The 25,300-nt window shown below is 69.7% G+C and carries 23 protein-coding genes; 17 read left to right on the top strand and 6 right to left on the bottom strand.

The features are described from left to right. Positions 1-145, bottom strand: a 145-nt coding sequence (locus EEY80_RS08370) for a biotin carboxylase N-terminal domain-containing protein (protein WP_164738188.1), incomplete at its 3' end; no start/stop codon positions are given. A gap of 245 nt (positions 146-390) precedes the next feature. Between EEY80_RS08370 and EEY80_RS08365 the strand changes: the two genes are divergently transcribed. Continuing rightward, positions 391-2,910: an ATP-dependent helicase gene (locus EEY80_RS08365; RefSeq protein ID WP_126976127.1), complete on the top strand. Its 2,520-nt coding sequence runs from the start codon at positions 391-393 to the stop codon at positions 2,908-2,910. 105 nt (positions 2,911-3,015) lie between these two features. Next, entirely contained in the window at positions 3,016-3,279 is a 264-nt protein-coding gene (locus EEY80_RS08360; protein ID WP_126976126.1) for a hypothetical protein, read from the top strand. A 629-nt stretch (positions 3,280-3,908) separates the two neighbouring features. On the opposite strand, the gene EEY80_RS08355 is transcribed toward EEY80_RS08360, so the two are convergent. Continuing rightward, entirely contained in the window at positions 3,909-4,124 is a 216-nt protein-coding gene (locus EEY80_RS08355; RefSeq protein WP_126976125.1) for a DUF1127 domain-containing protein, read from the bottom strand. Positions 4,125-4,401: 277 nt separating this feature from the next. On the opposite strand from EEY80_RS08355, the gene EEY80_RS08350 reads away from it, so the two are divergent. From EEY80_RS08350 to murD, 10 genes are all read left to right on the top strand, one after another. Next, positions 4,402-5,493 (top strand): Mrp/NBP35 family ATP-binding protein, encoded by a 1,092-nt coding sequence (locus tag EEY80_RS08350; protein WP_126976124.1) that lies wholly within the window; start codon positions 4,402-4,404, stop codon positions 5,491-5,493. Positions 5,494-6,199: 706 nt separating this feature from the next. Continuing rightward, on the top strand, positions 6,200-6,700 hold the full coding sequence (gene mraZ / locus EEY80_RS08345) for a division/cell wall cluster transcriptional repressor MraZ (protein WP_126976123.1): 501 nt from the start codon (positions 6,200-6,202) through the stop codon (positions 6,698-6,700). After that, positions 6,700-7,725, top strand: coding sequence for a 16S rRNA (cytosine(1402)-N(4))-methyltransferase RsmH (gene rsmH, locus EEY80_RS08340; RefSeq protein ID WP_126976122.1), 1,026 nt, complete (start codon positions 6,700-6,702; stop codon positions 7,723-7,725). Before mraZ ends, rsmH begins: the two co-directional genes overlap by 1 nt. After that, entirely contained in the window at positions 7,725-8,105 is a 381-nt protein-coding gene (gene ftsL, locus EEY80_RS08335) for a cell division protein FtsL (RefSeq protein WP_126976121.1), read from the top strand. Before rsmH ends, ftsL begins: the two co-directional genes overlap by 1 nt. After that, the gene (locus EEY80_RS08330) at positions 8,102-9,886 is read left to right on the top strand and encodes a peptidoglycan D,D-transpeptidase FtsI family protein (protein ID WP_126976120.1); all 1,785 of its coding nucleotides are present in this window, start codon (positions 8,102-8,104) and stop codon (positions 9,884-9,886) included. Before ftsL ends, EEY80_RS08330 begins: the two co-directional genes overlap by 4 nt. Positions 9,887-9,943: 57 nt before the next feature. Next, on the top strand, positions 9,944-11,425 hold the full coding sequence (locus tag EEY80_RS08325; RefSeq protein WP_126976119.1) for a UDP-N-acetylmuramoyl-L-alanyl-D-glutamate--2,6-diaminopimelate ligase: 1,482 nt from the start codon (positions 9,944-9,946) through the stop codon (positions 11,423-11,425). Next, on the top strand, positions 11,422-12,882 hold the full coding sequence (locus tag EEY80_RS08320) for a UDP-N-acetylmuramoyl-tripeptide--D-alanyl-D-alanine ligase (RefSeq protein ID WP_126976118.1): 1,461 nt from the start codon (positions 11,422-11,424) through the stop codon (positions 12,880-12,882). The genes EEY80_RS08325 and EEY80_RS08320 overlap by 4 nt, the downstream gene beginning before the upstream one ends. Beyond that, entirely contained in the window at positions 12,882-13,964 is a 1,083-nt protein-coding gene (gene mraY / locus EEY80_RS08315; protein ID WP_126976117.1) for a phospho-N-acetylmuramoyl-pentapeptide-transferase, read from the top strand. Before EEY80_RS08320 ends, mraY begins: the two co-directional genes overlap by 1 nt. Positions 13,965-13,970: 6 nt before the next feature. Further along, positions 13,971-14,540, top strand: a complete 570-nt coding sequence (locus EEY80_RS08310) for a DedA family protein (protein WP_126976116.1) — start codon at positions 13,971-13,973, stop codon at positions 14,538-14,540. 75 nt (positions 14,541-14,615) lie between these two features. Beyond that, positions 14,616-16,028: a UDP-N-acetylmuramoyl-L-alanine--D-glutamate ligase gene (gene murD, locus EEY80_RS08305; RefSeq protein ID WP_126976115.1), complete on the top strand. Its 1,413-nt coding sequence runs from the start codon at positions 14,616-14,618 to the stop codon at positions 16,026-16,028. A 21-nt stretch (positions 16,029-16,049) separates the two neighbouring features. On the opposite strand, the gene EEY80_RS08300 is transcribed toward murD, so the two are convergent. After that, positions 16,050-16,934, bottom strand: coding sequence for an ArgP/LysG family DNA-binding transcriptional regulator (locus tag EEY80_RS08300; RefSeq protein ID WP_126976114.1), 885 nt, complete (start codon positions 16,932-16,934; stop codon positions 16,050-16,052). Between the two features lie 85 nt (positions 16,935-17,019). On the opposite strand from EEY80_RS08300, the gene EEY80_RS08295 reads away from it, so the two are divergent. Both EEY80_RS08295 and EEY80_RS08290 read left to right on the top strand, forming a co-directional pair. Next, on the top strand, positions 17,020-17,631 hold the full coding sequence (locus EEY80_RS08295; RefSeq protein ID WP_126976113.1) for a LysE/ArgO family amino acid transporter: 612 nt from the start codon (positions 17,020-17,022) through the stop codon (positions 17,629-17,631). A 46-nt stretch (positions 17,632-17,677) separates the two neighbouring features. Further along, positions 17,678-18,589 carry a DMT family transporter gene (locus EEY80_RS08290; RefSeq protein ID WP_164738187.1) on the top strand — a complete coding sequence of 304 codons (912 nt, stop codon included), beginning with the start codon at positions 17,678-17,680 and terminating at the stop codon, positions 18,587-18,589. A 26-nt stretch (positions 18,590-18,615) separates the two neighbouring features. Here the strand turns inward: EEY80_RS08290 and choV are convergent, their stop codons facing one another. The 3 genes from choV to choX all read right to left on the bottom strand — a co-directional run bounded on the left by choV (position 18,616) and on the right by choX (position 21,525). Then, positions 18,616-19,671 (bottom strand): choline ABC transporter ATP-binding protein, encoded by a 1,056-nt coding sequence (gene choV / locus EEY80_RS08285; RefSeq protein ID WP_126976112.1) that lies wholly within the window; start codon positions 19,669-19,671, stop codon positions 18,616-18,618. Then, positions 19,668-20,501, bottom strand: a complete 834-nt coding sequence (gene choW, locus EEY80_RS08280) for a choline ABC transporter permease subunit (protein WP_126976111.1) — start codon at positions 20,499-20,501, stop codon at positions 19,668-19,670. The genes choV and choW overlap by 4 nt, the downstream gene beginning before the upstream one ends. A gap of 100 nt (positions 20,502-20,601) precedes the next feature. Next, the gene (choX, locus tag EEY80_RS08275; RefSeq protein WP_126976110.1) at positions 20,602-21,525 is read right to left on the bottom strand and encodes a choline ABC transporter substrate-binding protein; all 924 of its coding nucleotides are present in this window, start codon (positions 21,523-21,525) and stop codon (positions 20,602-20,604) included. Between the two features lie 106 nt (positions 21,526-21,631). On the opposite strand from choX, the gene betI reads away from it, so the two are divergent. The 3 genes from betI to betB are packed head-to-tail and all read left to right on the top strand — an operon-like array spanning position 21,632 to position 25,243. Then, the gene (gene betI, locus EEY80_RS08270) at positions 21,632-22,222 is read left to right on the top strand and encodes a choline-binding transcriptional repressor BetI (protein ID WP_126976109.1); all 591 of its coding nucleotides are present in this window, start codon (positions 21,632-21,634) and stop codon (positions 22,220-22,222) included. 26 nt (positions 22,223-22,248) lie between these two features. Then, positions 22,249-23,778 (top strand): choline-sulfatase, encoded by a 1,530-nt coding sequence (gene betC, locus EEY80_RS08265; RefSeq protein ID WP_126976108.1) that lies wholly within the window; start codon positions 22,249-22,251, stop codon positions 23,776-23,778. Between the two features lie 10 nt (positions 23,779-23,788). Beyond that, positions 23,789-25,243 (top strand): betaine-aldehyde dehydrogenase, encoded by a 1,455-nt coding sequence (gene betB / locus EEY80_RS08260; protein WP_126976107.1) that lies wholly within the window; start codon positions 23,789-23,791, stop codon positions 25,241-25,243. Positions 25,244-25,300: the final 57 nt, after the last annotated feature.

Genomic DNA, 25,300 nt, shown 5'->3' with positions numbered 1-25,300 from the left:
CGTCCGCCTTGAACCGGTGCAGCGACAGCTTGTCTTCCTCGGCATAGACGGCAACCGTCCTCTTCCCGAGCTCGTTCGCCGCACGCATAACCCGGATCGCAATCTCTCCACGGTTCGCGATCAGGATCTTCTTGAACTCGGTCATCTGCCCCTCCGCATCGGGGTTCGCACCGGACATTGCCGGGCCCGGAACCCCCCAGACTCCTTATGCGGATGCAGCTTCCGGTATGCCGCGATGCAGCGCAAGCCCCGCTGTCATGATTTTGCAATCTTCGCAGGCACAGCCGGCGGGCTGTGCAAAGATATCCGGCAGCGCGCGGTCGCGGCCGGCGCGAACATTCCGGGAACCCGTGCCTTCCCTCGGCCCGGGATCGGCGCTAGATTGGGGGCATGAACGGTTTCGACGAAGACGACGCCTTCGAGGCTGCGGCCCGGGCCGTGCCGCCGGCGGGCGGGCCGGGGGCACGGGCGAGCCTGTCGCAGCGCGCGATGGGCATGGACCCCGCGCGCCATCCCTGGCTGGACGACCTGAACCCCGCGCAGCGCGCGGCGGTCGAGGCGCTGGACGGCCCCGTGCTGATGCTGGCCGGTGCCGGAACCGGCAAGACCAAGGCGCTGACGGCGCGGATCGCGCATCTGCTGGCGACGGGGCGTGCCCGCCCGAACGAGATTCTCGCCGTCACCTTCACCAACAAGGCCGCGCGCGAGATGAAGGACCGCGTCGGCCGCCTGCTGGGCCATGCGGCGGAAGGGATGCCCTGGATGGGCACCTTCCATTCGATCAGCGTCCGCATCCTGCGCCGCCATGCCGAGCTGGTGGGGCTGAAATCCACCTTCACCATCCTCGATACCGACGACCAGATCCGCCTGCTGAAGCAGGTGATCGCCGCCGCCGACATGGACGAGAAGCGCTGGCCCGCCCGGCAGCTGGCCGGGCTGATCGACGGCTGGAAGAACCGCGCGCTGGTGCCGGAAAAGGTGCCGTCGTCCGAGGCCTCGGCGTTCAACAACCGCGGGACGGAGCTGTATGCCGCCTATCAGGAGCGGTTGCGCAGCCTGAACGCCGTCGATTTCGGCGACCTGCTGCTGCATGTGCTGGTGATCTTCCAGACCCATGCCGATGTGCTGGCGCAGTATCAGCGCTGGCTGACCTACATCCTCGTGGACGAGTATCAGGACACCAACGTCGCGCAATATCTGTGGCTGCGGCTGCTGGCGCAGGTGCATCGCAACATCTGCTGCGTGGGCGATGACGACCAGTCGATCTATGGCTGGCGGGGGGCCGAGGTCGGCAACATCCTGCGGTTCGAGAAGGATTTCCCGGGCGCGCGGGTGATCCGGCTGGAACAGAACTACCGGTCCACGCCGCATATCCTCGCCGCCGCCTCTTCGGTGATCGCGCAGAATGCCGGACGGCTGGGCAAGACGCTGTGGACCGATCTGGACGAGGGCGAGAAGGTGCGCCTGATCGGCCATTGGGACGGCGAGGAGGAGGCCCGCTGGATCGGCGAAGAGATCGAGGCGCTGCAGCGGGGCACGCGCGGCATGGACCCGGTCGCCCTGTCGGACCAGGCGATCCTCGTCCGCGCCAGCCACCAGATGCGCGCCTTCGAGGACCGGTTCCTGACCATCGGCCTGCCCTACCGGGTGATCGGCGGCCCGCGCTTCTATGAGCGGCAGGAGATTCGCGACGCGATGGCCTATTTCCGCCTCGCCGTCAGCCCCGAGGACGACCTCGCCTTCGAGCGGGTGGTGAACGTGCCGAAGCGCGGCATCGGCGACAAGGCGCAGCAGGTGGTGCAGACCACGGCGCGCGGCGACCGGTCCAGCCTGCTGGAAGGCGCGCGCCACGCGGTGGCGGCCAGCCTCGTCACCGGCAAGGCGGCGGTGGAACTGCGCCGCTTCGTCGAGAATGTGGATCGCTGGCATGCGGCGGTGAGGGCGGCATCGCCCGCCACCGCGGCCCCGGCCACGGGTGAGGACGATGCGCTGATCGAACTGCCGGACGATGCGGTGCCCCCGGCCGAGGATCATTCCCATGTCCGGCTGGCCGAGGCGATTCTGGAGGAATCGGGCTATGTCGAGATGTGGCAGAACGACAAGACCCCCGAGGCGCCGGGCCGGCTGGAAAACCTGAAGGAACTGGTCAAGGCGCTGGAGCAGTTCGACAACCTGCAGGGCTTTCTCGAACATGTGGCGCTGATCCTCGACAACGAGACGGACGCGGCCGAGAAGGTCACGCTGATGACGCTGCATGCGGCGAAGGGGCTGGAATTCCCCGTGGTCTTCCTGCCGGGGTGGGAGGACGGGCTGTTCCCCAGCCAGCGGTCGATGGACGAATCCGGTCTGAAGGGGCTCGAGGAAGAACGCCGGCTCGCCTATGTCGGCATCACCCGGGCCGAGGAACTGTGCACGATCAGCTTTGCCGGCAATCGCAGGGTCTATGGCCAGTGGCAAAGCCAGATGCCGTCGCGATTCATCGACGAACTGCCCGAGGCGCATGTCGAGGTGCTGACCCCGCCGGGGCTTTATGGCGGCGGCTATGGCGCGGCGGGGGCCTGGGCGGGCGCGGCCTCGGCCGGGGCGGGCGGCATCTTCGGCGCCTCGGCGGTCGAGGCGCGGGCGGCGCGGGCCGATGTCTACAACTCGCCGGGCTGGAAGCGGATGCAGGACCGCGCCGGCAACCGTCCCGTCAGCCAGCCGCGCGAGGCGCGTCACACGGTGATCGACCTCGACGCGGTGTCGCCGCACGATCTGGGCGACCGGGTGTTCCACCGCAAGTTCGGCTATGGCCACGTCACGGCGGTCGAGGGCGACAAGCTGACAGTGGAGTTCGAACAGACCGGGCCGAAGCAGGTGCTGGCGGGCTATGTCGTGGCCGCCGTGGACGCGGGCGACGTGCCGTTCTGAAGAGGTGCCGTTCGGGAAAGACAGGCCGTGCCGAAGCTGCGGGGCGCGGGCTGGAACGGCGCGCGGCGGCGGGCGTTTCCTGTGGGTGAACCAAAGGAGGCACCGATGACCGCAGCGAAGACCACGCGCGACCATGACACGATCCGCAACTGGGCCACGGCCCGGGGCGGGCGGCCCTCGAAGGTGACGGACGGCACCGGCGAAGGCGGCATCCTGCGCTTCGACTTCGGCGAGCCCGAGGACCAGCTGGAGGAAATCGGCTGGGACGAATTCTTCAGCATCTTCGACGACCGCAAGCTGGAATTCCTCTACCAGGACATGACGGCGTCGGGCGAGGAAAGCCGGTTCAACAAGTTCGTCCTGCCATAACCGGCATCCAGCCCCGACGGGGCGCGAACAGGGGGCGTGAGGGCAGATAGCCTTCGCGCCCCCTGTCCTGTCCGGCAGGGCGTGACGCCATAGGCGACGATGGGGATGCCTGAAAGACGGGGATGCCTGAAAAGCGAACGGCGGCGCCCAGGGAGGAGGAGGGGCACCGCCGTTCTGAACGCCGACCCCAGGGAGGAGGAGGGGGCCACCGTATCCTGTACCGGCCCAGATTGGCGACCGGGGTGACGGCTGGCGACGCTCCAGGGAGGAGGAGGGAGCGCCGCCACCGTTGTAACGCCAGCCCAGGGAGGAGGAGGGGCCGACGCATTCCTTGCGAAGGGAACGGCGGCACCCAGGGAGGAGGAGGGGTGCCGCCGACCTTCATCACGACCGGCCAGGGAGGAGGAGGGCCAGCCGCGCATTCCGTTCCGGCGGGGTGAAGAGCGGCGGTCCCAGGGAGGAGGAGGGGACCGCCGCCTTCGTCACGTGGCCCTCAGGGAGGAGGAGGAGAGCCATCGCGTGCCGGCTGGGACTTTCGTCCCGGTATCTGGTGCGGCGGTCCCAGGGAGGAGGAGGGGACCGCCGCGGATTCCAGGGCTCAGGGAGGAGGAGGAGCCCAGGAAAGCGAATTACTTGTCGCCGAAGGCCGCTTCGGCCGCGACGCGGGTGATCATCGAACGGCTCAGGCCCAGATCGGCCAGTTCCCGCGACGTCAGAGCATTCAGTTCGCGCAGCGTCTGGTGAAAGACGCGGCGGCGTTGGCGGAACTCCTGAACGCCCTTGACGAAGGACGAGAGCCGTTCCGTGAAGCTGTAGGAACCGTTGTAGGAATTGGCCAGTGCCATTGTCGTGAGCCTCGGATCGTAAGTGTGAAGCGCCGGTGTGTTCTGCGCTGTTGGGGCTAACATGCGCTTCATGCTGCAACTGCACAATCCCTTTGAGGCTCAATCCTGCCATGCGATGGCTGCATAACCGGACCCGAGCCATTCTCTGGACGATCCGCGGTCCCCGCCGCGGATTCTACCGGGATCGGCATCCAATCCGGGTGCAACCGGCCCGGTTGCCCTTGTGGGCGCTGGCAGAAATGCCACATTGCGCCCGAATTCAGAGGAGGCCGCCCCCATGTCCCTGTCGCCCCAGACCGCCGTCGAGGCGCTTTCCCGGGTCGAACTGCCGCCGGCGATCGGCGGCGGCACGCTGGTATCGCGCGATCTGGTGCGGGCGCTGACCGTCGAGGGCGGAACGGTGCGCTTCGTCATCGAGGCGCCGACGCCCGAGGCCGCCCGGGCCATGGATCCGGTGCGCGCCGCGGCCGAGGCCGCGCTGCGCCGCCTGCCGGGAGTGGAGGCGGTGTCCATCGTCGTGACGGCGCATGGCCCGGCGCCGCGCCCCGCGCCGCCCAGCCTGAAGATCGGCGGCCACCCGACGCCGCAGGCCCCGGGCCAGACCGGGCCGCAGCGGGTGGCGGGCATCGACCGGATCCTCGCCATCGCCTCGGGCAAGGGCGGGGTGGGCAAGTCCACCGTCAGTTCCAACCTCGCGGTCGCGCTGGCGCGGCAGGGGCGGCGGGTCGGGCTGCTCGACGCCGACATCTACGGGCCCAGCCAGCCGCGGATGATGGGCGTCAGCGGGCGCCCCGCCTCGCCCGACGGCAAGACGATCCTGCCGCTGACCGCGCATGGCGTCACGGTCATGTCCATCGGCCTGATGCTGAAAGAGGACGAGGCGGTGGTCTGGCGCGGGCCGATGCTGATGGGCGCGCTGCAGCAGCTGCTGGGGCAGGTGGCCTGGGGCGAGCTCGACGTGCTGATCGTCGACCTGCCGCCCGGCACCGGCGACGTGCAGCTGACGCTGTGCCAGCGCACGCATCTGACCGGCGCCATCGTCGTGTCCACGCCGCAGGACGTGGCCCTGCTGGATGCGCGCCGCGCCATCGACATGTTCGGCAAGCTGAAGACGCCGGTGCTGGGCCTGATCGAGAACATGTCCACCTATGTCTGCCCCAATTGCGGGCACGAGGCGCATATCTTCGGCCATGGCGGCGTGCGGGCCGAGGCGGCGAAGCTGGACCTGCCGTTCCTGGGCGAGCTGCCGCTCAGCCTCGACGTGCGGCTGGCGGGGGATGCGGGCATTCCGGCCGCCGCGGGCGAGGGGCCGGTGGCCGAGGCCTATGCCCGCCTTGCCCGCGGCCTGATCGACGGCGGCGTGGCCTGAGGGCTGCCGCCCACCTCACTGCCGTTTCCGACGATGCGTCTGGCCGGGCCGGCCGGGGCTGGCGCCGCGACTCACGACGCCTGTTCGACCCGGGAAGCTCATGGGAAATCACGGGACAGATGTTCGTTCCCGCGCTCCCGGCTTCGTGAATCGGCGTGAGTCGGGGCCAGAATTCCGTGAATCGGAGCGAAAAGCGTGGCGAAGCTGCAACGGGTGGCGGTAAGCAAGCCCGGCTTCCGCGGCGGTGGCGGGATCGCACGGGAAAAATCTCGCTCCCTCACGGCATCTACATGCGGGTGTCCCTTTAGGGTATAGCGCGACATTTTGTGCGTTGCTGTCACCTAAGTCGTTGTTTCTGCGCGAACGCCTCCCGGTCGCGCCAGCCTTGTTCGGCCTCGATACCCAAAGAATGGCATTGCTTCCCATGTAATCCCGTGGCATCCCTATTCACACGATGATCACGGGAACGGGGCGGCAAGACCCCAACGGCGACAAGAGCAGGCTTCATACAGGCACCCGACTCATCGACAACCAGAGATCCGGCGCGCGGGCGAGCAGACATCCCCCCAGGTGGCGCGCGTAGCCGGACACCCAGTGATGGGACGAGGGCGGCGGATCGGGCAGTGGCAGCAGCCCGGTCCGCCGTTTTTCCTCCGGGGACTGCGCACCCCGGCGGATGGGCAGTGAAACGAAGGAGCGCGGCCCGATGGCCGGCATGTTCATCGGCGAATACACCTTCAAGGTGGACGGCAAGGGGCGCATGTCGATCCCCGCCGATTATCGCCGTGAACTGGAACAGAACGATCCCGACTGGACCGAAGGCCTGCGCCCGAAGATCGCCGTGGTCTATGGCGGGCCGAAGCAATCCTATCTCGAATGCCACACCGCCGGCGACTTCAAGGCGCTCGCCGCCGAGATCGCGGCGATGGAGCGCGGCTCGATGGAGCGGCGGATCCTGGAACGCATGGTTCTGGGCGCGGCGGTGATGACCGAGATCGACCCCGACGGCCGTCTGGTGCTGCCGCAGCGCCTGCGCGAGAAGATCGCGCTCGACGGCGAGGCCAAGTTCATCGGCGGCGGCCAGACCTTCCAGATCTGGAAACCCGAGACCTTCGAGGCCGAGGATCAGGCGCGGATCGACAGCTGGCTGGGCGACCGCGACGACGATTTCGACATCTATTCGCTTCTGGCGAAGAAGGGCGGCTGATGGTCGCGGAGAATCCGCACATCCCGGTGCTGCTGCGCCCGCTGCTGCAGGCGGTGGCGCCGGTGTCCGGGATCTGGCTCGACGGAACCTTCGGCGCGGGAGGCTATGCGCGCGGCCTGCTGGCGGCCGGGGCCGACCGCGTGATCGGCGTCGACCGCGATCCGTCGGTCCTTGCGATGGCCGAGCCGTGGCGCGGCGACTGGGGCGACCGGCTGCGCCTGGTCGAGGGCACCTTCTCGGATCTCGACACGCTGGCGGGCGAACCGCTCGACGGGGTGGTGCTGGATCTCGGCGTGTCGTCGATGCAGCTCGACCAGGCCGAACGCGGCTTTTCCTTCCAGAAGGACGGGCCGCTGGACATGCGGATGAGCGGGCAGGGCGACAGCGCCGCCGACCTGGTCAACACCGCGTCGGAGGCGGTGCTGGCCGATGTCATCTATCACTATGGCGAGGATCGTGCCGCGCGCCGCATCGCCCGCGCCATCGTTCGCGCCCGCGAGGCCGCACCCTTCGAGACCACGCTGCAACTGGTGCGGGTGATCGAATCCTGCCTGCCGCGCCCGAAGCCGGGACAGAGCCACCCGGCCACCCGCAGCTTCCAGGCGATCCGCATCGCGGTGAACGACGAATTCGGCCAGCTGATCGAGGGGCTGGAGGCCGCCGAACGCGCGCTGAAGCCCGGCGGGCGGCTGGCCGTGGTCACCTTCCATTCGCTGGAGGACCGCGTGGTCAAGCGCTTCCTGCAGCTGCGCTCGGGCGGCGAGGGGCAGGGCAGCCGCCATGCCCCCGGCCGCACCGGCCCGGACCCGGCCTTCCGCCTGCTCAGCCGCCGCGCGATCGGGCCGGATGACGTGGAACTGGCCGCGAATCCGCGCGCCCGTTCGGCCAAGCTGCGGGTCGCGGAACGCACCGATGCGCCGGCGGGGCGGTCGGACCGGGCGGCGATGGGCCTGCCGCAACCGGCGCTGGACGCGGGGCTGACCCGCGCGCCGCAGCGGCGTTCGCAGAAAGACGGGGGTCACTGATGCGCAGCCTGTTCTTCGTCCTGACCGCGCTGGCGGTGATGGGTCTCGCCTTCTGGGCCTATCGCGAGAATTACCGCACCCAGGCCAAGATCGCCGAGATCGAGGCGCTGCAATCCGAGATCGGCCATCTGCGCGAAAGCCTCGGCGTACTGAAGGCGGAATGGGCCTATCTGAACCGCCCCGACCGGCTGCGGGAACTGGCCGAGATCAACTTCGAACGGCTGCAACTGCTGCCGCTGACCGCGGCGCAGTTCGGCACGCCCGCGCAGGTGCCCTATCCGCTGCCCGGGCTGCCGCCGGTCACCGACCCGGTCGAAACCTTCGGCGCGCTGCCGCAGCCGGCGCTGGCCGGACCCGATACTGACGAGGCCTTGCCATGACCCGCACGCCCCTGCGCCCGCTGGCCCGCATTCTCGACGCCCGCGAGAAGGGCGAGAACCCCGACGCCATCGAACGCGAGAACCTGCGCGTGCGGCACGAGGCGCTGCGCGACAAGGCGCGGCTGCGGGCCGAGGGGCGGCTGCTGTTCATGGGACTGGTGTTCTTCTCGGCCTTCACGGTGATCGGCGCGCGGATGGGGCTGCTGGCTGCAACCGAGCCGGTGGAGCCGCGCACCGCCACCGCCGGCGCGCCGATCGTCGCCGCCCGCGCCGACATCGTCGACCGCGAGGGCCGCATCCTCGCCACCAACCTCGTGACCCATTCGCTCTATGCGCAGCCGCAGATCATGGTCGATCCGCTGCATTCGGCCCGCGAGCTGGCGCGCATCTTCCCCGATCTCGACGCGGCACAGCTGGAGAAGGATTTCACCGGCAGCCGCAAGTTTCTGTGGATCAAGAAGAAGATCAGCCCCGAACAGATGCAGGCGGTGCATGACATCGGCGATCCGGGCCTGCTGTTCGGCCCGCGCGAGATGCGGATCTATCCCAATGGCGCGCTGGCCGCGCATGTGCTGGGCGGGGCGAGTTTCGGCCGCGAGGGCGTGCATTCGGCCGAGGTGATCGGCACCGCCGGGGTAGAGGCCACCTTCGACAAATGGCTGCGCGACCCGGCGAATGGCGGGCAGCCGCTGCAACTGTCGCTGGATCTGGGGATCCAGGCCACCATCGAGGAAGTGCTCGACGGCGGCATGAAGCTGATGAACGCCAAGGGCGCCTCGGCGGTGCTGATGGACGCCCATACCGGCGAAATCGTCGCCATGGCCTCGCTGCCCGATTTCGACCCCAACACCCGGCCCGCGCCGGCGGTGAAGGGCGACCCGTCGGACAGCCCGCTGTTCAACCGCGCGGTGCAGGGCGTCTATGAACTCGGCTCCACCTTCAAGATCTTCGCGGTGGCGCAGGCCATCGAACTGGGCCTCGTCTCGCCCGACACGATGATCGAGACGCAGTCGCCGATGATCTGGGGCAAGCACCGGATCCGCGACTTCCACAATTACGGCGCGCGGCTGAGCGTGACCGACATCATCCTCAAGTCCTCGAACATCGGTACGGCGCGGATCGCGCTGCTGATCGGGGCGGAACGGCAGAAATCCTTCCTCGGCGCGCTCGGCCTGCTGGAACCGACGCCGATCGAGATGGTCGAGGCGCCGACGGGGCGGCCGATCGTGCCGGCGCGCTGGCCCGACATCACCACGATGACCATCAGCTATGGCCACGGCCTGTCGGCGAGCCCGCTGCATCTGGCCGCCGCCTATGCGACCGTCGCGGCCGGGGGCACCCGGGTGACGCCGACGCTGCTGAAGCAGGACCAGGTCCCCGTGGGGCCGCGCGTCATCTCGGAACAGACCTCGGCCACGGTGCGGGCGCTGCTGCGCGGGGTCGTGACCAAGGGCACCGCCAGCTTCGGCGAGGTGCCGGGCTATGCCGTGGGCGGCAAGACCGGCACCGCGGACAAGCCGATTCCCACCGGCGGCGGCTATTATGACGACAAGGTGATCGCCACCTTCGCCTCGATCTTCCCGGCGCACGATCCGAAATACGTGTTCATCCTGTCCCTCGACGAACCTTCGGAAAATTCCGGCAGCGAGCCGCGCCGCACCGCCGGCTGGACGGCGGTGCCCGTGGGGGCCGAGGTGATCCGCCGGATCGCGCCGATGCTGGGCCTGCGCCCCGAGGTTGAACCCGCCACCGGGCATGGGATAACACTCGTCCGCAACTGAGGCGCGGCGTCGTCCCGCGCCGCTTCGGCCCTGTCCGGGCCTTCGAGCGAGGCAGAGATGGAAGGCACGAAGACGCTGGCCGAACTGGGCCTGACGGCACAGGGCGGGGCCGAGGCGCAGGTGACGGGGCTCAGCGTGGACAGCCGGCAGGTGCGGCCGGGGCATCTGTTCGCGGCGCTGCCGGGCAGCCGGATGCATGGCGCGGAATTCATCGGCTACGCGCTGCGGATGGGGGCGGCGGCGGTCCTCACCGACCGCAAGGGGGCCGAGATCGCGCGCGACGCGCTGGAGGCGAGCCCCGTGGCGCTGGTGCTGGCCGAAGATCCGCGCGCGGCGCTGTCCTTCGCGGCGGCGCTGTGGTTCGGTGCCCAGCCCGACACGGTGGTGGCGGTGACCGGCACCAGCGGCAAGACCAGCGTCGCCACCTTCACCCGGCAGATCTGGCAGGCGCTCGGCCTTCCGGCGATCAACCTGGGCACGATGGGGGTGCTGGGCGATTTCGAGGCGAAGCTCGCCCATACCACGCCCGAGCCGGTGACCCTGCACCGCATCCTGGCCGAGGCCGCCGCGGCGGGGATCAGCCATGCCGCGATGGAGGCCTCGTCCCACGGGCTCGACCAGCGCCGGCTGGAGGCGGTGCGCCTGCGCGCGGCGGGCTTCACCAATTTCAGCCAGGACCATCTCGATTACCACAAGGACTTCGAGGAGTATTTCGCCGCCAAGGCGGGGCTGTTCGACCGGGTTCTGCCGGATGACGCGACGGCGGTCATCAACACCTCGGACCCCTGGGGCCGGCGGCTGCTGTCCGAGGTGGTCGAACCCCGCGGGCTGCGCATCCTGCGGGTGGGCCATGACGACAGCGCCGACCTGCGCATCCTGAACCAGCGCTTCGACGCGACGGGGCAGGAGGTGCGTCTGTCCTGGGGCGGCGAGACGCGGCAGCTGCGGCTGAACCTGATCGGCGGCTTCCAGGCGGAAAACGTGCTGATGGCGGCGGGGCTGGCGATGGGCGCGGGCGCGGATCAGGACGCGGTCTTCGCCACGCTGCCCGGTCTGGTGACGGTGCCGGGGCGGATGCAGCTGGTGGCGACCCGCCGCAACGGCGCCACGGTCTTCGTCGACTATTCGCACAAGCCCGGCGCGCTGGCCTCGGCGCTGCAATCGCTGCGCCCGCATGTGATGGGCCGCATCGTCTGCGTCTTCGGCGCCGGGGGCGACCGCGACCGGGGCAAGCGCCCGCTGATGGGCGAGGCGGCAGCGAAACATGCCGATGTCGTCTTTGTCACCGACGACAATCCCCGCAGCGAAGACCCGGCCGCGATCCGGGCCGAGGTGATGGCCGGCTGCCCCGAGGCGACCGAGGTTCCCGACCGGGCCGAGGCGATCCTGCGCGGCATCGACGCGCTGGAACCGGGCGATGCGCTGATCGTGGCGGGCAAGGGGCACGAGACCGGGCAGATCGTCGGCGACACCGTCTATCCCTTCGACGATGCCGAACAGGCCAGCGTCGCCGTCGCCGCGCTGGAGGGCCGGATTTGACGCCGCCCGAAGCGCCGCTCTGGACGGCGGCCGAGGCGGCGGCGGCGACCGGCGGGCGGGCCACGCGCGATTTCGCGGCGCAGGGCGTGTCGATCGACACCCGCACGCTGGTGCCGGGCGATCTGTTCGTCGCGCTGAAGGACGTGCGCGACGGGCATGAATTCGTGCGCGCCGCGCTGGACAAGGGCGCGGCGGCGGCGCTGGTGTCGCGCATCCCCGATGGCTGCAGCGCGGCGGACCCGCTGCTGATCGTGCCCGATGTGCTGGCGGGGCTGGCCGCGCTCGGCGCGGCGGGGCGGGCACGGACGGCGGCGCGGGTGATCGCGGTCACCGGTTCGGTCGGCAAGACCTCGACCAAGGAGATGCTGCGCGCGATCCTCGCGCCACAGGGGCGCGTCCATGCCGCCGAGGCCAGCTACAACAACCATTGGGGCGTGCCGCTGACGCTGGCGCGGATGCCGGTGGACAGCGATTTCGCGGTGATCGAGATCGGGATGAACCACCCGGGCGAGATCGCGCCGCTGTCGCGGCTGGCCCGTCCGCATGTCGCGGCGATCACCACCGTCGCCGCCGCGCATCTGGAAGCCTTCGACGATCTGGAGGGCATCGCCCGCGAAAAGGCCGCGATCTTCCTGGGGCTGGAGCCGGGCGGGGTGGCGGTGCTGCCCCTGGGCCTGCCGGTGACGCCGATCCTGACGGCGGCGGCTGCGGAGGCGGGCGCACGGGCGGTGACCTTCGGCCCCGATCCGGCGGCCGACTGGCATCTGGCCGAGGCGCGGCTGGTGCCGGACGCGACGGTGATCCGGGCACAGCATGACGGGCGCGACCTGCTGCTGAAACTGTCGGTGCCGGGGCGGCACTTCGCCTCGAACGCGCTCTGCGCGCTGGCTTCGGCCGCGGCGGCGGGCGCGGACCCGGGTCTTGCGGCGCTGGACCTCGGGCGCTGGCTGCCGCCCGCGGGCCGCGGCACCCGCGAACGCATCCTGCTCGATCCGGTCGATGACGATCTGGCCTTCGACCTGATCGACGACGCCTTCAACGCCAATCCGGCCTCGATGGCCGCCGCGCTGGAGGTGCTGGCCGCCGCCACGCCCACGAACGGGATCGGCCGCAAGGCCATCGGGCGGCGCATCGCCATCCTCGGCGACATGCTGGAACTGGGACCGGAAGAGGCGGCGCTGCATCTGGCCATCGCCGACCACCCGGCGATGGCCGAGATCGCGCTGATCCATTGCGCCGGTCCGCGGATGCAGGCGCTGTGGCAGTCGCTGCCACGCGCGCAGCGCGGCGAATGGCACGAGTCGGCGGCCGATCTGGCCGCGCGCGCGCATCATCTGGCCGATGCGGGCGACGTCCTGCTGGTCAAGGGATCCAAGGGATCGAAGGTCAGCCTCGTGGTTGACGCGCTCCGGAAACTCGGGCAGGCGGTCGCCCACAATGATCGGGGGACCGACTGATGCTTTACTGGCTGGGCCAGTTTTCGGATGGCGGGGACGTCTTCAACCTGTTCCGCTACATCACCTTCCGGGCGGGCGGGGCCTTCCTGACCGCGCTGCTGTTCGGCTTCCTCTTCGGCCGGCCGCTGATCGACTTCCTGCGCCGCAAGCAGAAGAAGGGCCAGCCGATCCGCGAGGACGGGCCGCAGACCCACTTCGTCAAGGCGGGCACGCCGACGATGGGCGGGCTGCTGATCCTGTCGGCGCTGCTGGTCTCGACCCTGCTGTGGGCGCGGCTCGACAATGCCTATGTCTGGATCGTGCTGTTCGTCACCTATGCCTTCGGCATGATCGGCTTTGCCGACGACTATGCCAAGGTGACCAAGCAGAACACCAAGGGCGTGTCTTCGCGCATGCGCTTCCTGATCGGGCTGGCAGTCGCCTGCGCTGCCGGGGCCGCCGCCGCCTGGGCACATCCCGCGGCGCTGACCGGGCGGCTGGCGCTGCCCTTCGTGAACGAGTTCATGCTGAACCTCGGGTTGCTGTTCGTGCCCTTCTCGATGCTGGTGATCGTGGGCGCGGCCAATGCGGTCAACCTGACCGACGGGCTGGACGGGCTGGCCATCATGCCGGTGATGATCGCGGCCGGCACGCTGGGCGTCATCGCCTATGCGGTGGGCCGGGTCGACTTTACCCAGTATCTGGGCATCCACTATGTCCCCGGCTCGGGCGAATTGCTGATCTTCGTGGCGGCGCTGATCGGCGGAGGGCTGGGCTTCCTGTGGTATAACGCCCCGCCGGCGGCGGTGTTCATGGGCGATACCGGCAGCCTCGCGCTCGGCGGCGCGCTGGGCGCCATCGCGGTGGTGACCAAGCACGAGATCGTGCTGGCCATCGTCGGCGGGCTCTTCGTGGTCGAGGCGCTGTCCGTCATCATCCAGGTGCTGTACTTCAAGCGCACGGGGCGGCGGGTCTTCCTGATGGCGCCGATCCACCACCATTTCGAGAAGAAGGGCTGGGCCGAGCCGCAGATCGTGATCCGCTTCTGGATCATCTCGCTGATCCTCGCGCTGGCAGGGCTGGCGACGCTGAAGCTGCGGTGACGGGCAATGGCGCTCGAGGCGATGCTCGCCGCCTGGGGCCTGCCGGTGATCTTCCTTGCCGCAGCGGTCGAGGGCGACGGGGCCGCGTTCTTCGCCGGGGTGCTGGCGCATCGCCGCCTGTTTCCCTACGAGGCGGCGGCGCTGACGGTGGCGGCGGGGGCCTTTCTCTGCGACACGACGCTGTTCTTCCTCGGCCGCCATTCCCGGCGCTTCGCCTTCGTGCGGCGGCTGCTGTCCACCGGCCCGGCCGAGCGGATGCGGGCCACCGTGCACCGCCACCGCATCTGGGTGGCGCTGGGCTTCCGCTTCCTGTGGGGCGTGCGCACGGTGGCGGCGCTCAGCCTCGGCGCGGCGCGGGTGCCGGCGCGGCTGGTGCTGCCGCTCGACGCGCTGGCGGTTCTGGCCTGGGCGCATCTGGTGGTGGGCTTCGGCTACGGGCTGGGCGCCGTGATGCGCCGGCTGGCGGGGGAGGTGCCGCTGACGCACCATCTGCTGCTGGGGGCGGCGGGTGCGGCGGTGCTGGCGCTGGCCGGCTGGGGGCTGCACCGGCTGTGGTTACGGCGCGGAGACGCCTGACCCGCCGGCGCGCCGTCCTTGCGGCGGCGGGCGCTGTCGCTCATGGTCCCGCGACGATCTGAACGGAGGCAGGCGATGATTCCGGTGCGGGGATACGAGGGCGCGACGGTCGCGGTGCTGGGGCTGGGCCGGTCGGGGATCGCCACGGCGCGGGCGCTGCGGGCGGGCGGGGCGGAGCCGCTGCTGTGGGACGACAGTCCCGAGGCCCGCGCCCGGGCCGAGGCCGAGGGCTGGACCTGTGCCGATCTGGGCCGCGACAGCAGCTGGACCGGGGTGACGCTGCTGGTCACCTCGCCTGGTATCCCGCATCTGTATCCGCAGCCGAACCGGCATATCCTGAAGGCGTTGCAGCTGGGGGTGCCGGTCGACAACGACATCGGGCTGTTCTTCCGCAGCTGGGCCACGCCCGACTGGGACAGTTTCGACGTGATGCCGAAGGTGGTGGCGGTCACCGGATCCAACGGCAAGTCGACGACCACGGCGCTGATCCACCACATCCTGCAGGTCGCCGGCCGGCCGACGCAGATGGCCGGCAATATCGGCCGCGGCGTGCTGGACATGGAACCCGCGGCGGATGGCGAGGTGGTGGTGCTGGAACTGTCCTCCTACCAGACCGACCTCGCCCGGGCGCTGACGCCGGATGTGGCGGTCTTCACCAACCTGTCGCCCGACCATCTGGACCGCCATGCGGGGATGGGCGGCTATTTCGCCGCCAAGCGCCGGCTGTTCGCCGAGGGCGGGCCGGACCGGGCGGTGATCGGCGTGGACGAGGTCGAGGGGCTGTATCTGGCCGGTCAGCTGGCCGAGGGGCTGGCCGATGACCGGGTGATCCGCATCAGCGCCGGCCAGAAGCTGGAGGGCGAGGGCTGGTCGGTCTTTGCGCGGAAGGGGTTTCTGGCGGAATGGCGCAAGGGGCGGCAGGTCGCCTCGATCGACCTGCGCGAGGTGCGGGGCCTGCCGGGCGCGCATAACCACCAGAATGCCTGCGCCGCCTATGCGGCGGTCCGCAGCATCGGCCTGCCGCCGAAGCTGGTCGAGGGGGCGTTCCACAGCTTCGCCGGGCTGCCGCATCGCAGCCAGACGGTGGGCACGGCGGGCGGGGTCCGCTTCGTCAACGATTCGAAGGCCACCAATGTCGACAGCGCAGCCAAGGCGCTGCAGGCCTTTCCGCGCATCCGCTGGATCGCCGGGGGGCTGGCGAAGGAGGGCGGGATCGCCGCGCTGCGCCTGGTCGCGGCCGAGGTCGCCAAGGTCTATCTGATCGGCCATTCCGCCCGCGACTTCGCGCTGGATCTGGGCGACCTGCCGCAGGAGATCTGCGAGACGATGGACCGCGCCGTGGCCCGCGCCGCGGCCGAGGCAGAACCGGGCGAGACCGTGCTGCTGGCCCCCGCCGCCGCGAGCTTCGACCAGTATCCCAACTTCGAGAAGCGGGGCGACCATTTCGTGGCGCTGGTCCAGGCGCTGCCGGGGTTCGAGCCGGCCTGACCGGCGTGTCAGGTGGGCGTGTCAGGCGGGGATCATCGCCCGGGCCGCCGCGGCGCGGATCGCCGCGGTCAGCGGTGCCAGCGCCGGGGCCGCGAGCCGCGCCCATTGCCAGTAGAGCGGCGTGTCGAGCGGGCGCCCGGGCTGCAGCTCCACCAGCCGGCCCGCGGCCAGATGCGGGCGCACCAGCGATTCAGGGTTCATCCCCCAGCCGATCCCCAGCAGCGCCGCGCTGACGAAAGCCTCGGACGAGGCGATGCGATGCGCGGGCAGCCGAAGGCTAGCGTCGGTCAGCGCCTGTGCCCAATCGGCCTGCAGCCGGTCCTTGCGGTCGAAGATCAGCGCGGGGGCCTGTTCCAGCGCGGCGGGCGTGACGCCTTCGGCGAAATACCGGGCATGGAAGCCGGGGCTCGCGACCGCCAGATAGCGCAGGCTGCCCAGGGCACGCACGTCGCACCCCTGCACCGGGCGGGGCTGGGCGGTGATGGCGGCCAGCACCTCGCCCCGGCGCAGCCAGTCCGCCGCATGGTCCTGATCGTCGATCACCAGGTCGAAGAGATGCCCCTCGACCCGCGCCAGCGCCGGCAGCAGCCAGGTCGCCAGCGTGTCGGCCGTCACCGCGATGCGCAGCGTCCGGGGGGCGGCGCCGTCGCCTTCCAGCCCCAGATCGCGGGCCGCCGCCGCCTGCAGCAGCGCCAGCTCGTCGGCCAGCCGCGCGAGCCGTGCGCCGGCCGCCGTCGCCCGTGCCGGCTGGCTGCGTTCGACCAGAACCGTGCCCGTCCGTTCCTCCAGCGCGCGCAGACGCTGCGAGATCGCGGGCGGCGTCACCGACAGGGCGGCGGCGGCGGCCTCGAACGAGCCGCAGCGCAGGACGGCGGCAAGGGCGGCAAGCTGGGCGGGATCGAACATAAGTTTGGCTTAAGTTAGTTCACGAAGTTCAACTGTTCTAATGCGGCCTGTGCCGGTAGTCGAGAGGCGGCAACAGGAGATCCGCATGACCGCCGCCTATTTCGCCGGGTTCCGGCTTGGCCTTGGCCTGATCGTCGCCATCGGGGCGCAGAACGCCTTCGTGCTGCGGCAGGGGCTGCTGCGGCGGCATGTCTTCCTGACCTGCGCCTTCTGCGCGCTGGCCGATGCGCTGCTGATCGCGCTTGGCGTGGGCGGCTTTGCCCTGGCGTCCGGGGCGATGGCCTGGCTTGCCCCGGCGCTGCGCTGGGGCGGGGTCGCCTTCCTGCTGTGGTACGGGTTGCGCTCGGCGCGGTCGGCCTGGCAGGGCGGCGGGCGGCTGGAGGCCGCGACCGCGGGCGAGGGCGCGGGCGGGATCGGGGCGCTGCTGGCGACGCTGACGCTGTTCACCTTCGCTAATCCGCATGTCTGGCTGGATACGGTGGTGCTGCTCGGCAGCATCTCGGCCCAGTTCGCGGGGCGCGAGCCGGCCTTCGCCGCCGGGGCGATGACCGCCTCCTGCGTCTTCTTCTTCAGCCTGGGCTACGGGGCGCGGCTGCTGGCGCCGCTGTTCGCCCGCCCGGCCGCGTGGCGGGTGCTGGACGGGATGATCGCGCTGGTGATGTGGTCCATCGCCCTCGGTCTGGCCCTTGGCGGCTGATCCTTTCGCCCTTGCAACCGCCGCACGGCTGGGGCCAAGTCCCGCCATGACCGACCCTTCCCCTCCCGCCGCCAGCCGCCCCGTTGCGGGCATCCTGTGGATGCTGGCCTGCGGGCTGTGCTTCGTGGCCGTGACCGGCATCGTGCGCCATGTGGGCACCGACCTGCCGGCGGCGGAGGGGGCCTTCCTGCGCTTCGCCTTCGGGTCGGTGCTGATGCTGCCGGCGCTGTGGGCGGTGCTGCGTCAGGGGTTGTCCCCGGCGCTGTGGCGGATCGTGCTGGCGCGGGGCGTCATCCATACCGGCGCGGTGGTCCTGTGGTTCTTCGCCATGGCGCGCCTGCCCGTGGCCGAGGTCACGGCGATCGGCTACCTGAACCCGGTGGCGGTGACGATCGGCGGGGCGCTGATCTTCGGCGAGCGGCTGGCGCTGCGGCGCATTCTCGCCATCGGGGTGGCGGTGGTGGGGACGCTGGTGATCCTGCGGCCCGGCACCCGGGTCATCGAGCCCGGCCATCTGGCGCAGCTGGGGGCGGCGCTGTGCTTCGCCGGGTCCTATCTGTTCGCCAAGCGGCTGTCGGGCGCAATCCCGGCCGGGGCGGTGGTGGCGCTGATGTCGGGGGCGGTCACGCTGTTCCTGATCCCCTTCGCGGCGCTGGACTGGGTGACGCCCGATGCAGGGCAACTGGGCTGGATGGCACTGACGGCGGTCTTCGGCACGGCTGCGCATCTGTGCATGACCCGGGCCTTTGCCGCGGCACCGCTGACGGTGACCCAGCCCGTGACCTTCCTGCAGCTGGTCTGGGCGGCGCTGCTGGGGATGGCGGTCTTCGGCGAACGGGTGGACCCGATGGTGCTGCTTGGCGGCGGCATGATCATCGCCGCGATCAGCTACATGACCTGGCGCGAGGCGCAGCTGCGGCGGGCCGCGACGCCGCCGCGGCCGGCGACCGAGCTGTAATCCGCCCGGACCGGCCGCGGGCCTCGTCAGCCCCGGGGGGCGATCAGCCGGGCAATGACGCCTTCGCGGGTGATGCGCCCGCCGCCCTCGACGGGCACCGCCGGCTCGGCCCGCAGCCGTTCCATCACCTCGCGCACCGGCAGGCCGGGCGGCACCGGCACGCCCGGCGCCTCGCCCGGTTCGCACATGTCCTCGGCGGTCAGCACGCCCAGCGGATTCATATGGGCCACGAAATCCGCGACATAGTCATTGACCGGATTGGCGATGATGTCGCGCGCGGTGCCGCATTGCACGATGCGCCCGCCTTCCATCAGCGCGATCCGGTTGCCCAGCTTGAACGCCTCGTCGAGGTCGTGGCTGACGAAGATGATGGTGCGGTGCAGTTTCGCCTGCAGGTCCAGCAATTCGTCCTGCAGCCGGGACCGGATCAGCGGGTCCAGCGCCGAGAAGGGTTCGTCCATCAGCAGGATCGGCGCATCGGTGGCGAAGGCACGGGCCAGGCCCACGCGCTGCTGCATCCCGCCCGACAGCTCGCCCACGCGGCGGTCGGCCCAGTCTTTCAGCCCCACCAGCGCCAGCTGCTCATCCACCTTCTTGCGGCGTTCGGCGGCGGCCATGCCCCCCAGCTCCAGCCCCAGCCCAACATTGTCGCGCACGCTGCGCCAAGGCAGCAGGCCGAATTGCTGGAACACCATCGCCACGCACTCGCGCCGCACCCGCAAGAGGTCGGCCGGCGGCGCCGTGACCACATCGCAGTTCCAGTCGCCGTCATGGATGATGACGTGGCCCCGGCAAACGGGGTTCAGCCCGTTCACCGCGCGCAGAAGCGTCGACTTGCCGGACCCGGACAGGCCCATCAGCACCAGGATCTCGCCCTGATCGACGGTCAGCGAGCAGTTGTGCACCCCCAGCACTTGACCGCTGGCGCGCTGCACCTCGCTGCGAGACTGACCGGCATCCATCAGCGGAAGTGCCACATCAGGCTTTTCGCCGAACACGATCGAGACATTGTCGAACTCGACGGCCGGGCGGGCGGTCGTTTCGGTGGCGTTGGCGGCGGATTGCACGGCTTGGTCGGTCATCTGCGGCGTTCCACCTTGAGCATGCGGTCGAGGACGATGGCCACCACGACAATGATGAAGCCGGATTCGAAGCCGAGCGCGGTATTCACCTGGTTCAGCGCCCGCACGACCGGCACGCCCAGCCCGTTCGCGCCGACCAGCGCCGCGATCACCACCATCGACAGCGACAGCATGATCGCCTGCGTCAGCCCGGCCATGATCTGCGGCAGCGCCCAGGGCAGTTCCACCTTCCACAGCCGCTGGCGGGGAGTGGCACCGAAGGCGGTGGCCGCTTCCAGCAGGGCCGAGGGCGTCGAGGATATGCCGAGATGCGTCAGCCGGATCGGCGCCGGCAGCACGAAGACCACGGTGGCGATCAGGCCCGGCACCATGCCGAGGCCGAAGAAGACGATGGCCGGGATCAGGTAGACGAAGGTGGGCAGCGTCTGCATCAGGTCCAGCACCGGCGCCATCGCCTGATAGAGCCGCGGCCGATGCGCCGCCGCGATGCCGAGCGGCACGCCCACCGCCATGCAGACCCCGCAGGAGACGAGGATCAGCGTCATGCTTTCCATCGTCTCGTCCCAGTAGCGCTGGTTGAGGATGAACAGGAAGCCGAGCCCCACCAGCAGGCAGACCTTCCAGCTGCGCTGCAACACCCAGGCCAGCGCCACCAGCAGCGCGATCAGGACCAGCGGGTGAAACGCCTCCAGCCCGCCGAGGATCAGGTCGATCAGCGCGCCGATGACGGTTCCGATCAGGTCGAAGACGGGGCCGCCATGGGCGTTCAGCCAGTCGAAGACCATCTTCGCCCATTGGCCTACGGGAATCTTTTCGGTCAGCCAGTCCATCGGGCGGGCATCTCCTGCGGGGGATCGGTCGGAAGGAAGGGGGCGGAGCGGGTGGCGCGGGGCCGCCGCCGGTCAGCGGCGCCCCCGGCCGTCGCGGCGGTCAGAGACCGAATTCTTCCTTCACGACCGGCAGGCCCTCGGCGCCGTCGGTGGTGGTCACACCGGCCAGCCAGGTGTCGAGCACCTGCGGATTCGCCTCGATCCAGGCCTTGACGGCGGTATCCGGATCCTCGCCGCCATCGAGGATCTTGCCCATGATCTCGTTTTCCATGGGCAGGGTGAAGGTCATGTTCTTCAGCAGGGTCGCCACGTTCGGGCATTCCTCGGCGAAGCCCTCGCGCGCGACGGTCTTCACCACGCCCTCGCCACCGAAGAACTCCTCGCCGCCCGGCAGGTACTTCAGGTCGAAATTGGCGTTCATCGGGTGCGGTTCCCAGCCGAGGAACACGACGCCCTTCTGGTCGGGATAGAAGCGCGACACCTGCGCCAGCATGCCCTGTTCCGAGGATTCCACCACCTCGAAGCCCTCGAAGGGCTTGCCGGCCTCGGTCAGGCTGATCAGGTAGCCGTTGCCCTCGTTGCCCGGCTCGATGCCGTAGATCTTGCCGTCCAGTTCGTCCTTGAACTTCGCCACGTCGGCATAGCTCTGCAGGCCCTTGTCCCAGAGGTAGGTGGGCACGGCGAGCGTGTATTTGGTGCCTTCGAGGTTGGTGGAGATTTCCTCGATGCTGCCCTTTTCCAGATAGGGGCCGATCGCCGCTTCCTGCGCCGGAAGCCAGGTGCCGAGGAACACGTCGACATCGCCCGCATCCATCGAGGCATAGGTGACCGGCACCGACAGGATCTTCACGTCGACGTCATAGCCGAGCGCCGTCAGCACCTGTTTCGCGGCCGAGGTCGTGGTGGTGATGTCGGTCCAGCCGACATCCGAGAAGCTCACGCTGTCGCAGGCGGCGGCGACCGGCCCGGCGGCAAGCAGGGCGAGCGCCGAGACGGCGGTGGCGTGGCGGATGGTCTTCTTCATGCTGTGCTCCCTGTGAGCTTGGGTTCGGGTCGGGCCCGGTTTCTTGATTGACGCGTCAATTAATTCACGGCACATCTGTCATTGCAACCATTTTTGCGACATCCAGATGGCGAGATCCGCAGCAGAACCCCTCCGCCGGGCCGAGATCGTGCAGGCGACCATACAGGAGATCGGGCGAACCGGAACCCTCGAGGTCACGGTGGCGCAGATCGCGCGGCGTGCCGGGGTCTCTTCGGCGCTGGCGCACCACTATTTCGGCTCCAAGGAGGCGATCTTCGTGGCGGCCATGCGCCATGTCCTGGCGCTGTACGGGGCCGAGGTACGGGGCGCGCTGGCCGCTGCGGAAGGCCCCCGCGCCCGGGCCGAGGCGCTGATCCGCGTGTCGTTCTCGCAGTCGAACTTCCGCCGCGAGGTGATCGCGGCATGGCTGAACTTCTACGTGCTGGCGCAGACCATGCCCGAGGCGTGGCGGCTGCTCGACATCTATCGCCGGCGGCTGGACAGCAACCTGCGCCACGCGCTGCGGCCGATCCTCGGCGACCGGGCCGCGGCGGTGGCGGCCTCGCTCGGCGCGCTGATCGACGGCGTCTATTTGCGCGAGGCGCTGAAACGGACGGCGCCGGACCGGCGGGGGGCGGCGGCGCTGGTGCTGGGGCATTTCGAGGCGGAACTGGCCCGCGGCGACGGCGGACGGTGACACATCAAGAACGGCAGGCGGAACGAATGACGGCGACAGGGACAAGCGAAGATCGGCCCAACATCCTGATCTTTATGGTGGATCAGCTGAACGGGACGCTGTTCCCGGACGGTCCGGCCGACTGGCTGCACGCGCCCAACCTGAAACGGCTGGCGGCGCGGTCGGTGCGCTTTGCCAATGCCTATACCGGCTCTCCCCTCTGCGCGCCGGGGCGGGCCTCGTTCATGTCCGGCCAGTTGCCGTTCCGCACCGGCGTCTATGACAACGCGGCCGAGTTCCGGTCGGACATCCCGACCTACGCCCATCACCTGCGCCGCGCCGGCTATCGCACCTGCCTGTCCGGCAAGATGCATTTCGTCGGCCCCGATCAGCTGCACGGGTTCGAGGAGCGGCTGACCACCGACATCTACCCCGCCGATTTCGGCTGGACGCCCGATTACCGCAAGCCCGGCGAGCGGATCGACTGGTGGTATCACAACATGGGCTCGGTCACCGGCGCGGGCGTGGCCGAGATCACCAACCAGCTGGAATATGACGACAACGTCGCCCACGAGGCGAAGATGAAGGTCTATGACCTGGCCCGCGGGCTGGACGACCGACCCTGGATGCTGACGGTGTCGATGACCCATCCGCACGACCCCTATGTCGCGCGGCGCAAGCACTGGGACCTCTATGCCGAATGCGACCACCTGATGCCGGAGGTGGGGCTGATTCCCTATTCCGAACAGGATCCGCACTCGCGCCGGATCTTCGACGCCTCCGACTGGCATCAATACGACATTTCGGACGATATGGTCCGCGACTCGCGCCGCGCTTACTTCGCCAATATCTCCTATTGCGACGAAAAGATCGGCGAGATCCTCGAGGCGCTGGAAACGACCCGCCAGCAGGCGGTGATCCTGTTCGTGTCGGATCACGGCGACATGCTGGGCGAGCGCGGGCTGTGGTTCAAGATGAACTTCTTCGAGGGCTCGGCCCGGGTGCCGCTGATGATTGCCGCGCCCGGCCTGCCGCCGGGGCGGATCGACACGCCGGTCTCCACCATCGACGTGACCCCGACGCTGTGCGACCTCGCCGGCATCTCGATGGACGAGGTGAGGCCCTGGACCGACGGGCAAAGCCTCGTGCCGCTGGCGACCGGCACGCCGCGCACCGAACCCGTCGCGGTGGAATACGCGGCCGAGGCTTCCGAGGCGCCGCTCGTCTGCCTGCGCAAGGGACGGTGGAAGCTGAACCTCTGCCAGCTCGACCCCGACCAGCTGTTCGACCTCGAGGCCGATCCGCGGGAACTGACCAACCTCGCCGCCGATCCGGCCCATGCCGGGGTGCTGGCGGAACTGAAGGCCGAGGCCGCGGCCCGCTGGGATCTGGACCGCTTCGACGCCGATGTCCGCGCGAGCCAGGCCCGCCGCTGGGTCGTCTACGAGGCGCTGCGGCAGGGCGGCTACTACCCCTGGGACTACCAGCCGCTGAAGAAAGCCTCCGAGCAATACATGCGCAACCACATGGACCTGAACATCCTCGAGGACTCCAAGCGCTTCCCGCGCGGCGAATGAAGGACGGCCGATGATCGCACAACCCACCGCCAGCCATTTCGTCGACGGCGCCTTCGTCGAGGATGCCGAGGGTGCGCCCTTCGACGTGATCTTTCCCGGCACGGGCGAGGTGATCGCCCGGCTGCACGCCGCCACCCCCGCGGTGATCGAGGCGGCGCTTGCCTCGGCCGAACGGGCGCAGCGGGACTGGGCGGCGCGCAAGCCGGTGGAACGCGGCCGGGTGCTGCTGCGCGCGGCGGCCCTCCTGCGCGACCGCAACCGCGACCTGTCGGAACTGGAAACGCTGGATACGGGCAAACCGCTGCAGGAAACGCTGGTGGCGGATGCGGCCTCGGGCGCCGATGCTCTGGAATATTTCGGCGGACTGGCGGCCACCGTCACCGGCGAGGCGATCCCGCTCGGTGGCGATTTCGTCTACACGATCCGCGAACCGCTGGGTGTCTGCGTCGGCATCGGCGCCTGGAACTATCCGACCCAGATCGCCTGCTGGAAATCCGCCCCGGCGCTGGCCTTCGGCAATGCGCTGGTGTTCAAGCCTTCCGAGGTGACGCCGCTCGCCACGCTGAAACTGGCGGAAATCTTCATCGAGGCGGGGCTGCCGCCCGGCCTGTTCAACGTGGTCAACGGCATGGGGCCGGTGGGCGCGGCGCTGGTGACCGACCGCCGGGTCGCCAAGGTGTCGCTGACCGGGTCGGTGCCGACCGGGCGGCGGGTCTATGCCGCGGCGGCCGAGGGCATGCGGCAGGTGACGATGGAACTGGGCGGCAAGTCGCCGCTGATCGTTTTCGACGATGCCGATCTCGACTCTGCGGTGTCGGGCGCGATGCTGGGCAACTTCTACTCGGCGGGACAGGTTTGTTCCAACGGCACCCGGGTCTTCGTGCAGAAGGGTATCCGCGACCGCTTCCTCGACCGGCTGGCGGCGCGCACGGCGGCGATCCGTCTGGGCGATCCGCGCGACGAGGCGACCCAGATGGGGCCGCTGGTCAGCGCGGCGCAGCTCGACAAGGTGCTGGCCCATGTCGAGGGCGCGAAGGCCGAGGGCGCGCGGCTGGTCACGGGGGGCGCACGGGCCGCCGTCAACAGCGGGTTCTTCATGCAGCCCACCGTCTTCGCCGATGTGACGGATGACATGACCCTTGCCCGGGAAGAGGTGTTCGGCCCGGTGATGGCGGTGCTGGATTTCACTGACGAGGCCGAGGTGATCGCCCGCGCCAATGCCACGGAATTCGGGCTGGCGGCAGGCGTCTTCACCGCCGACCTGGCCCGGGCGCACCGGGTGGTGGCGCAGCTGCAGGCCGGGACCTGCTGGATCAACGCCTACAACCTGACGCCGGTCGAGGCGCCCTTCGGCGGGGTGAAGATGTCGGGGATCGGGCGCGAGAATTCGCGCGCCGCGGTCGAGCACTGGACGCATGTGAAGTCGGTCTATGTCGGCACCGGCCCGGTCGAGGCGCCGTATTGACCGCTGCCCGCGGCAACGGGCGGAATGTTGAATTATGGAAATTGCTGGCCGGTCTGG

This window comes from Frigidibacter oleivorans (assembly GCF_003993775.1).
Lineage (GTDB): Bacteria > Pseudomonadota > Alphaproteobacteria > Rhodobacterales > Rhodobacteraceae > Frigidibacter > Frigidibacter oleivorans.
Note: the sequence above shows the minus strand (reverse complement) of the source record. Positions and strands in the feature narration are given on the sequence as shown.

Excerpts from the sequence above, each read along its gene's own strand:
- EEY80_RS08365 (WP_126976127.1), top strand. The coding sequence starts at position 391 with ATGAACGGTTTCGACGAAGACGACGCCTTCGAGGCTGCGGCCCGGGCC.
- EEY80_RS08360 (WP_126976126.1), top strand. The coding sequence starts at position 3,016 with ATGACCGCAGCGAAGACCACGCGCGACCATGACACGATCCGCAACTGG.
- EEY80_RS08355 (WP_126976125.1), bottom strand. The coding sequence starts at position 4,124 with ATGGCACTGGCCAATTCCTACAACGGTTCCTACAGCTTCACGGAACGG.
- EEY80_RS08350 (WP_126976124.1), top strand. The coding sequence starts at position 4,402 with ATGTCCCTGTCGCCCCAGACCGCCGTCGAGGCGCTTTCCCGGGTCGAA.
- mraZ (WP_126976123.1), top strand. The coding sequence starts at position 6,200 with ATGGCCGGCATGTTCATCGGCGAATACACCTTCAAGGTGGACGGCAAG.
- rsmH (WP_126976122.1), top strand. The coding sequence starts at position 6,700 with ATGGTCGCGGAGAATCCGCACATCCCGGTGCTGCTGCGCCCGCTGCTG.
- ftsL (WP_126976121.1), top strand. The coding sequence starts at position 7,725 with ATGCGCAGCCTGTTCTTCGTCCTGACCGCGCTGGCGGTGATGGGTCTC.
- EEY80_RS08330 (WP_126976120.1), top strand. The coding sequence starts at position 8,102 with ATGACCCGCACGCCCCTGCGCCCGCTGGCCCGCATTCTCGACGCCCGC.
- EEY80_RS08325 (WP_126976119.1), top strand. The coding sequence starts at position 9,944 with ATGGAAGGCACGAAGACGCTGGCCGAACTGGGCCTGACGGCACAGGGC.
- mraY (WP_126976117.1), top strand. The coding sequence starts at position 12,882 with ATGCTTTACTGGCTGGGCCAGTTTTCGGATGGCGGGGACGTCTTCAAC.
- EEY80_RS08310 (WP_126976116.1), top strand. The coding sequence starts at position 13,971 with ATGGCGCTCGAGGCGATGCTCGCCGCCTGGGGCCTGCCGGTGATCTTC.
- murD (WP_126976115.1), top strand. The coding sequence starts at position 14,616 with ATGATTCCGGTGCGGGGATACGAGGGCGCGACGGTCGCGGTGCTGGGG.
- EEY80_RS08300 (WP_126976114.1), bottom strand. The coding sequence starts at position 16,934 with ATGTTCGATCCCGCCCAGCTTGCCGCCCTTGCCGCCGTCCTGCGCTGC.
- EEY80_RS08295 (WP_126976113.1), top strand. The coding sequence starts at position 17,020 with ATGACCGCCGCCTATTTCGCCGGGTTCCGGCTTGGCCTTGGCCTGATC.
- EEY80_RS08290 (WP_164738187.1), top strand. The coding sequence starts at position 17,678 with ATGACCGACCCTTCCCCTCCCGCCGCCAGCCGCCCCGTTGCGGGCATC.
- choV (WP_126976112.1), bottom strand. The coding sequence starts at position 19,671 with ATGACCGACCAAGCCGTGCAATCCGCCGCCAACGCCACCGAAACGACC.
- choW (WP_126976111.1), bottom strand. The coding sequence starts at position 20,501 with ATGGACTGGCTGACCGAAAAGATTCCCGTAGGCCAATGGGCGAAGATG.
- choX (WP_126976110.1), bottom strand. The coding sequence starts at position 21,525 with ATGAAGAAGACCATCCGCCACGCCACCGCCGTCTCGGCGCTCGCCCTG.
- betI (WP_126976109.1), top strand. The coding sequence starts at position 21,632 with ATGGCGAGATCCGCAGCAGAACCCCTCCGCCGGGCCGAGATCGTGCAG.
- betC (WP_126976108.1), top strand. The coding sequence starts at position 22,249 with ATGACGGCGACAGGGACAAGCGAAGATCGGCCCAACATCCTGATCTTT.
- betB (WP_126976107.1), top strand. The coding sequence starts at position 23,789 with ATGATCGCACAACCCACCGCCAGCCATTTCGTCGACGGCGCCTTCGTC.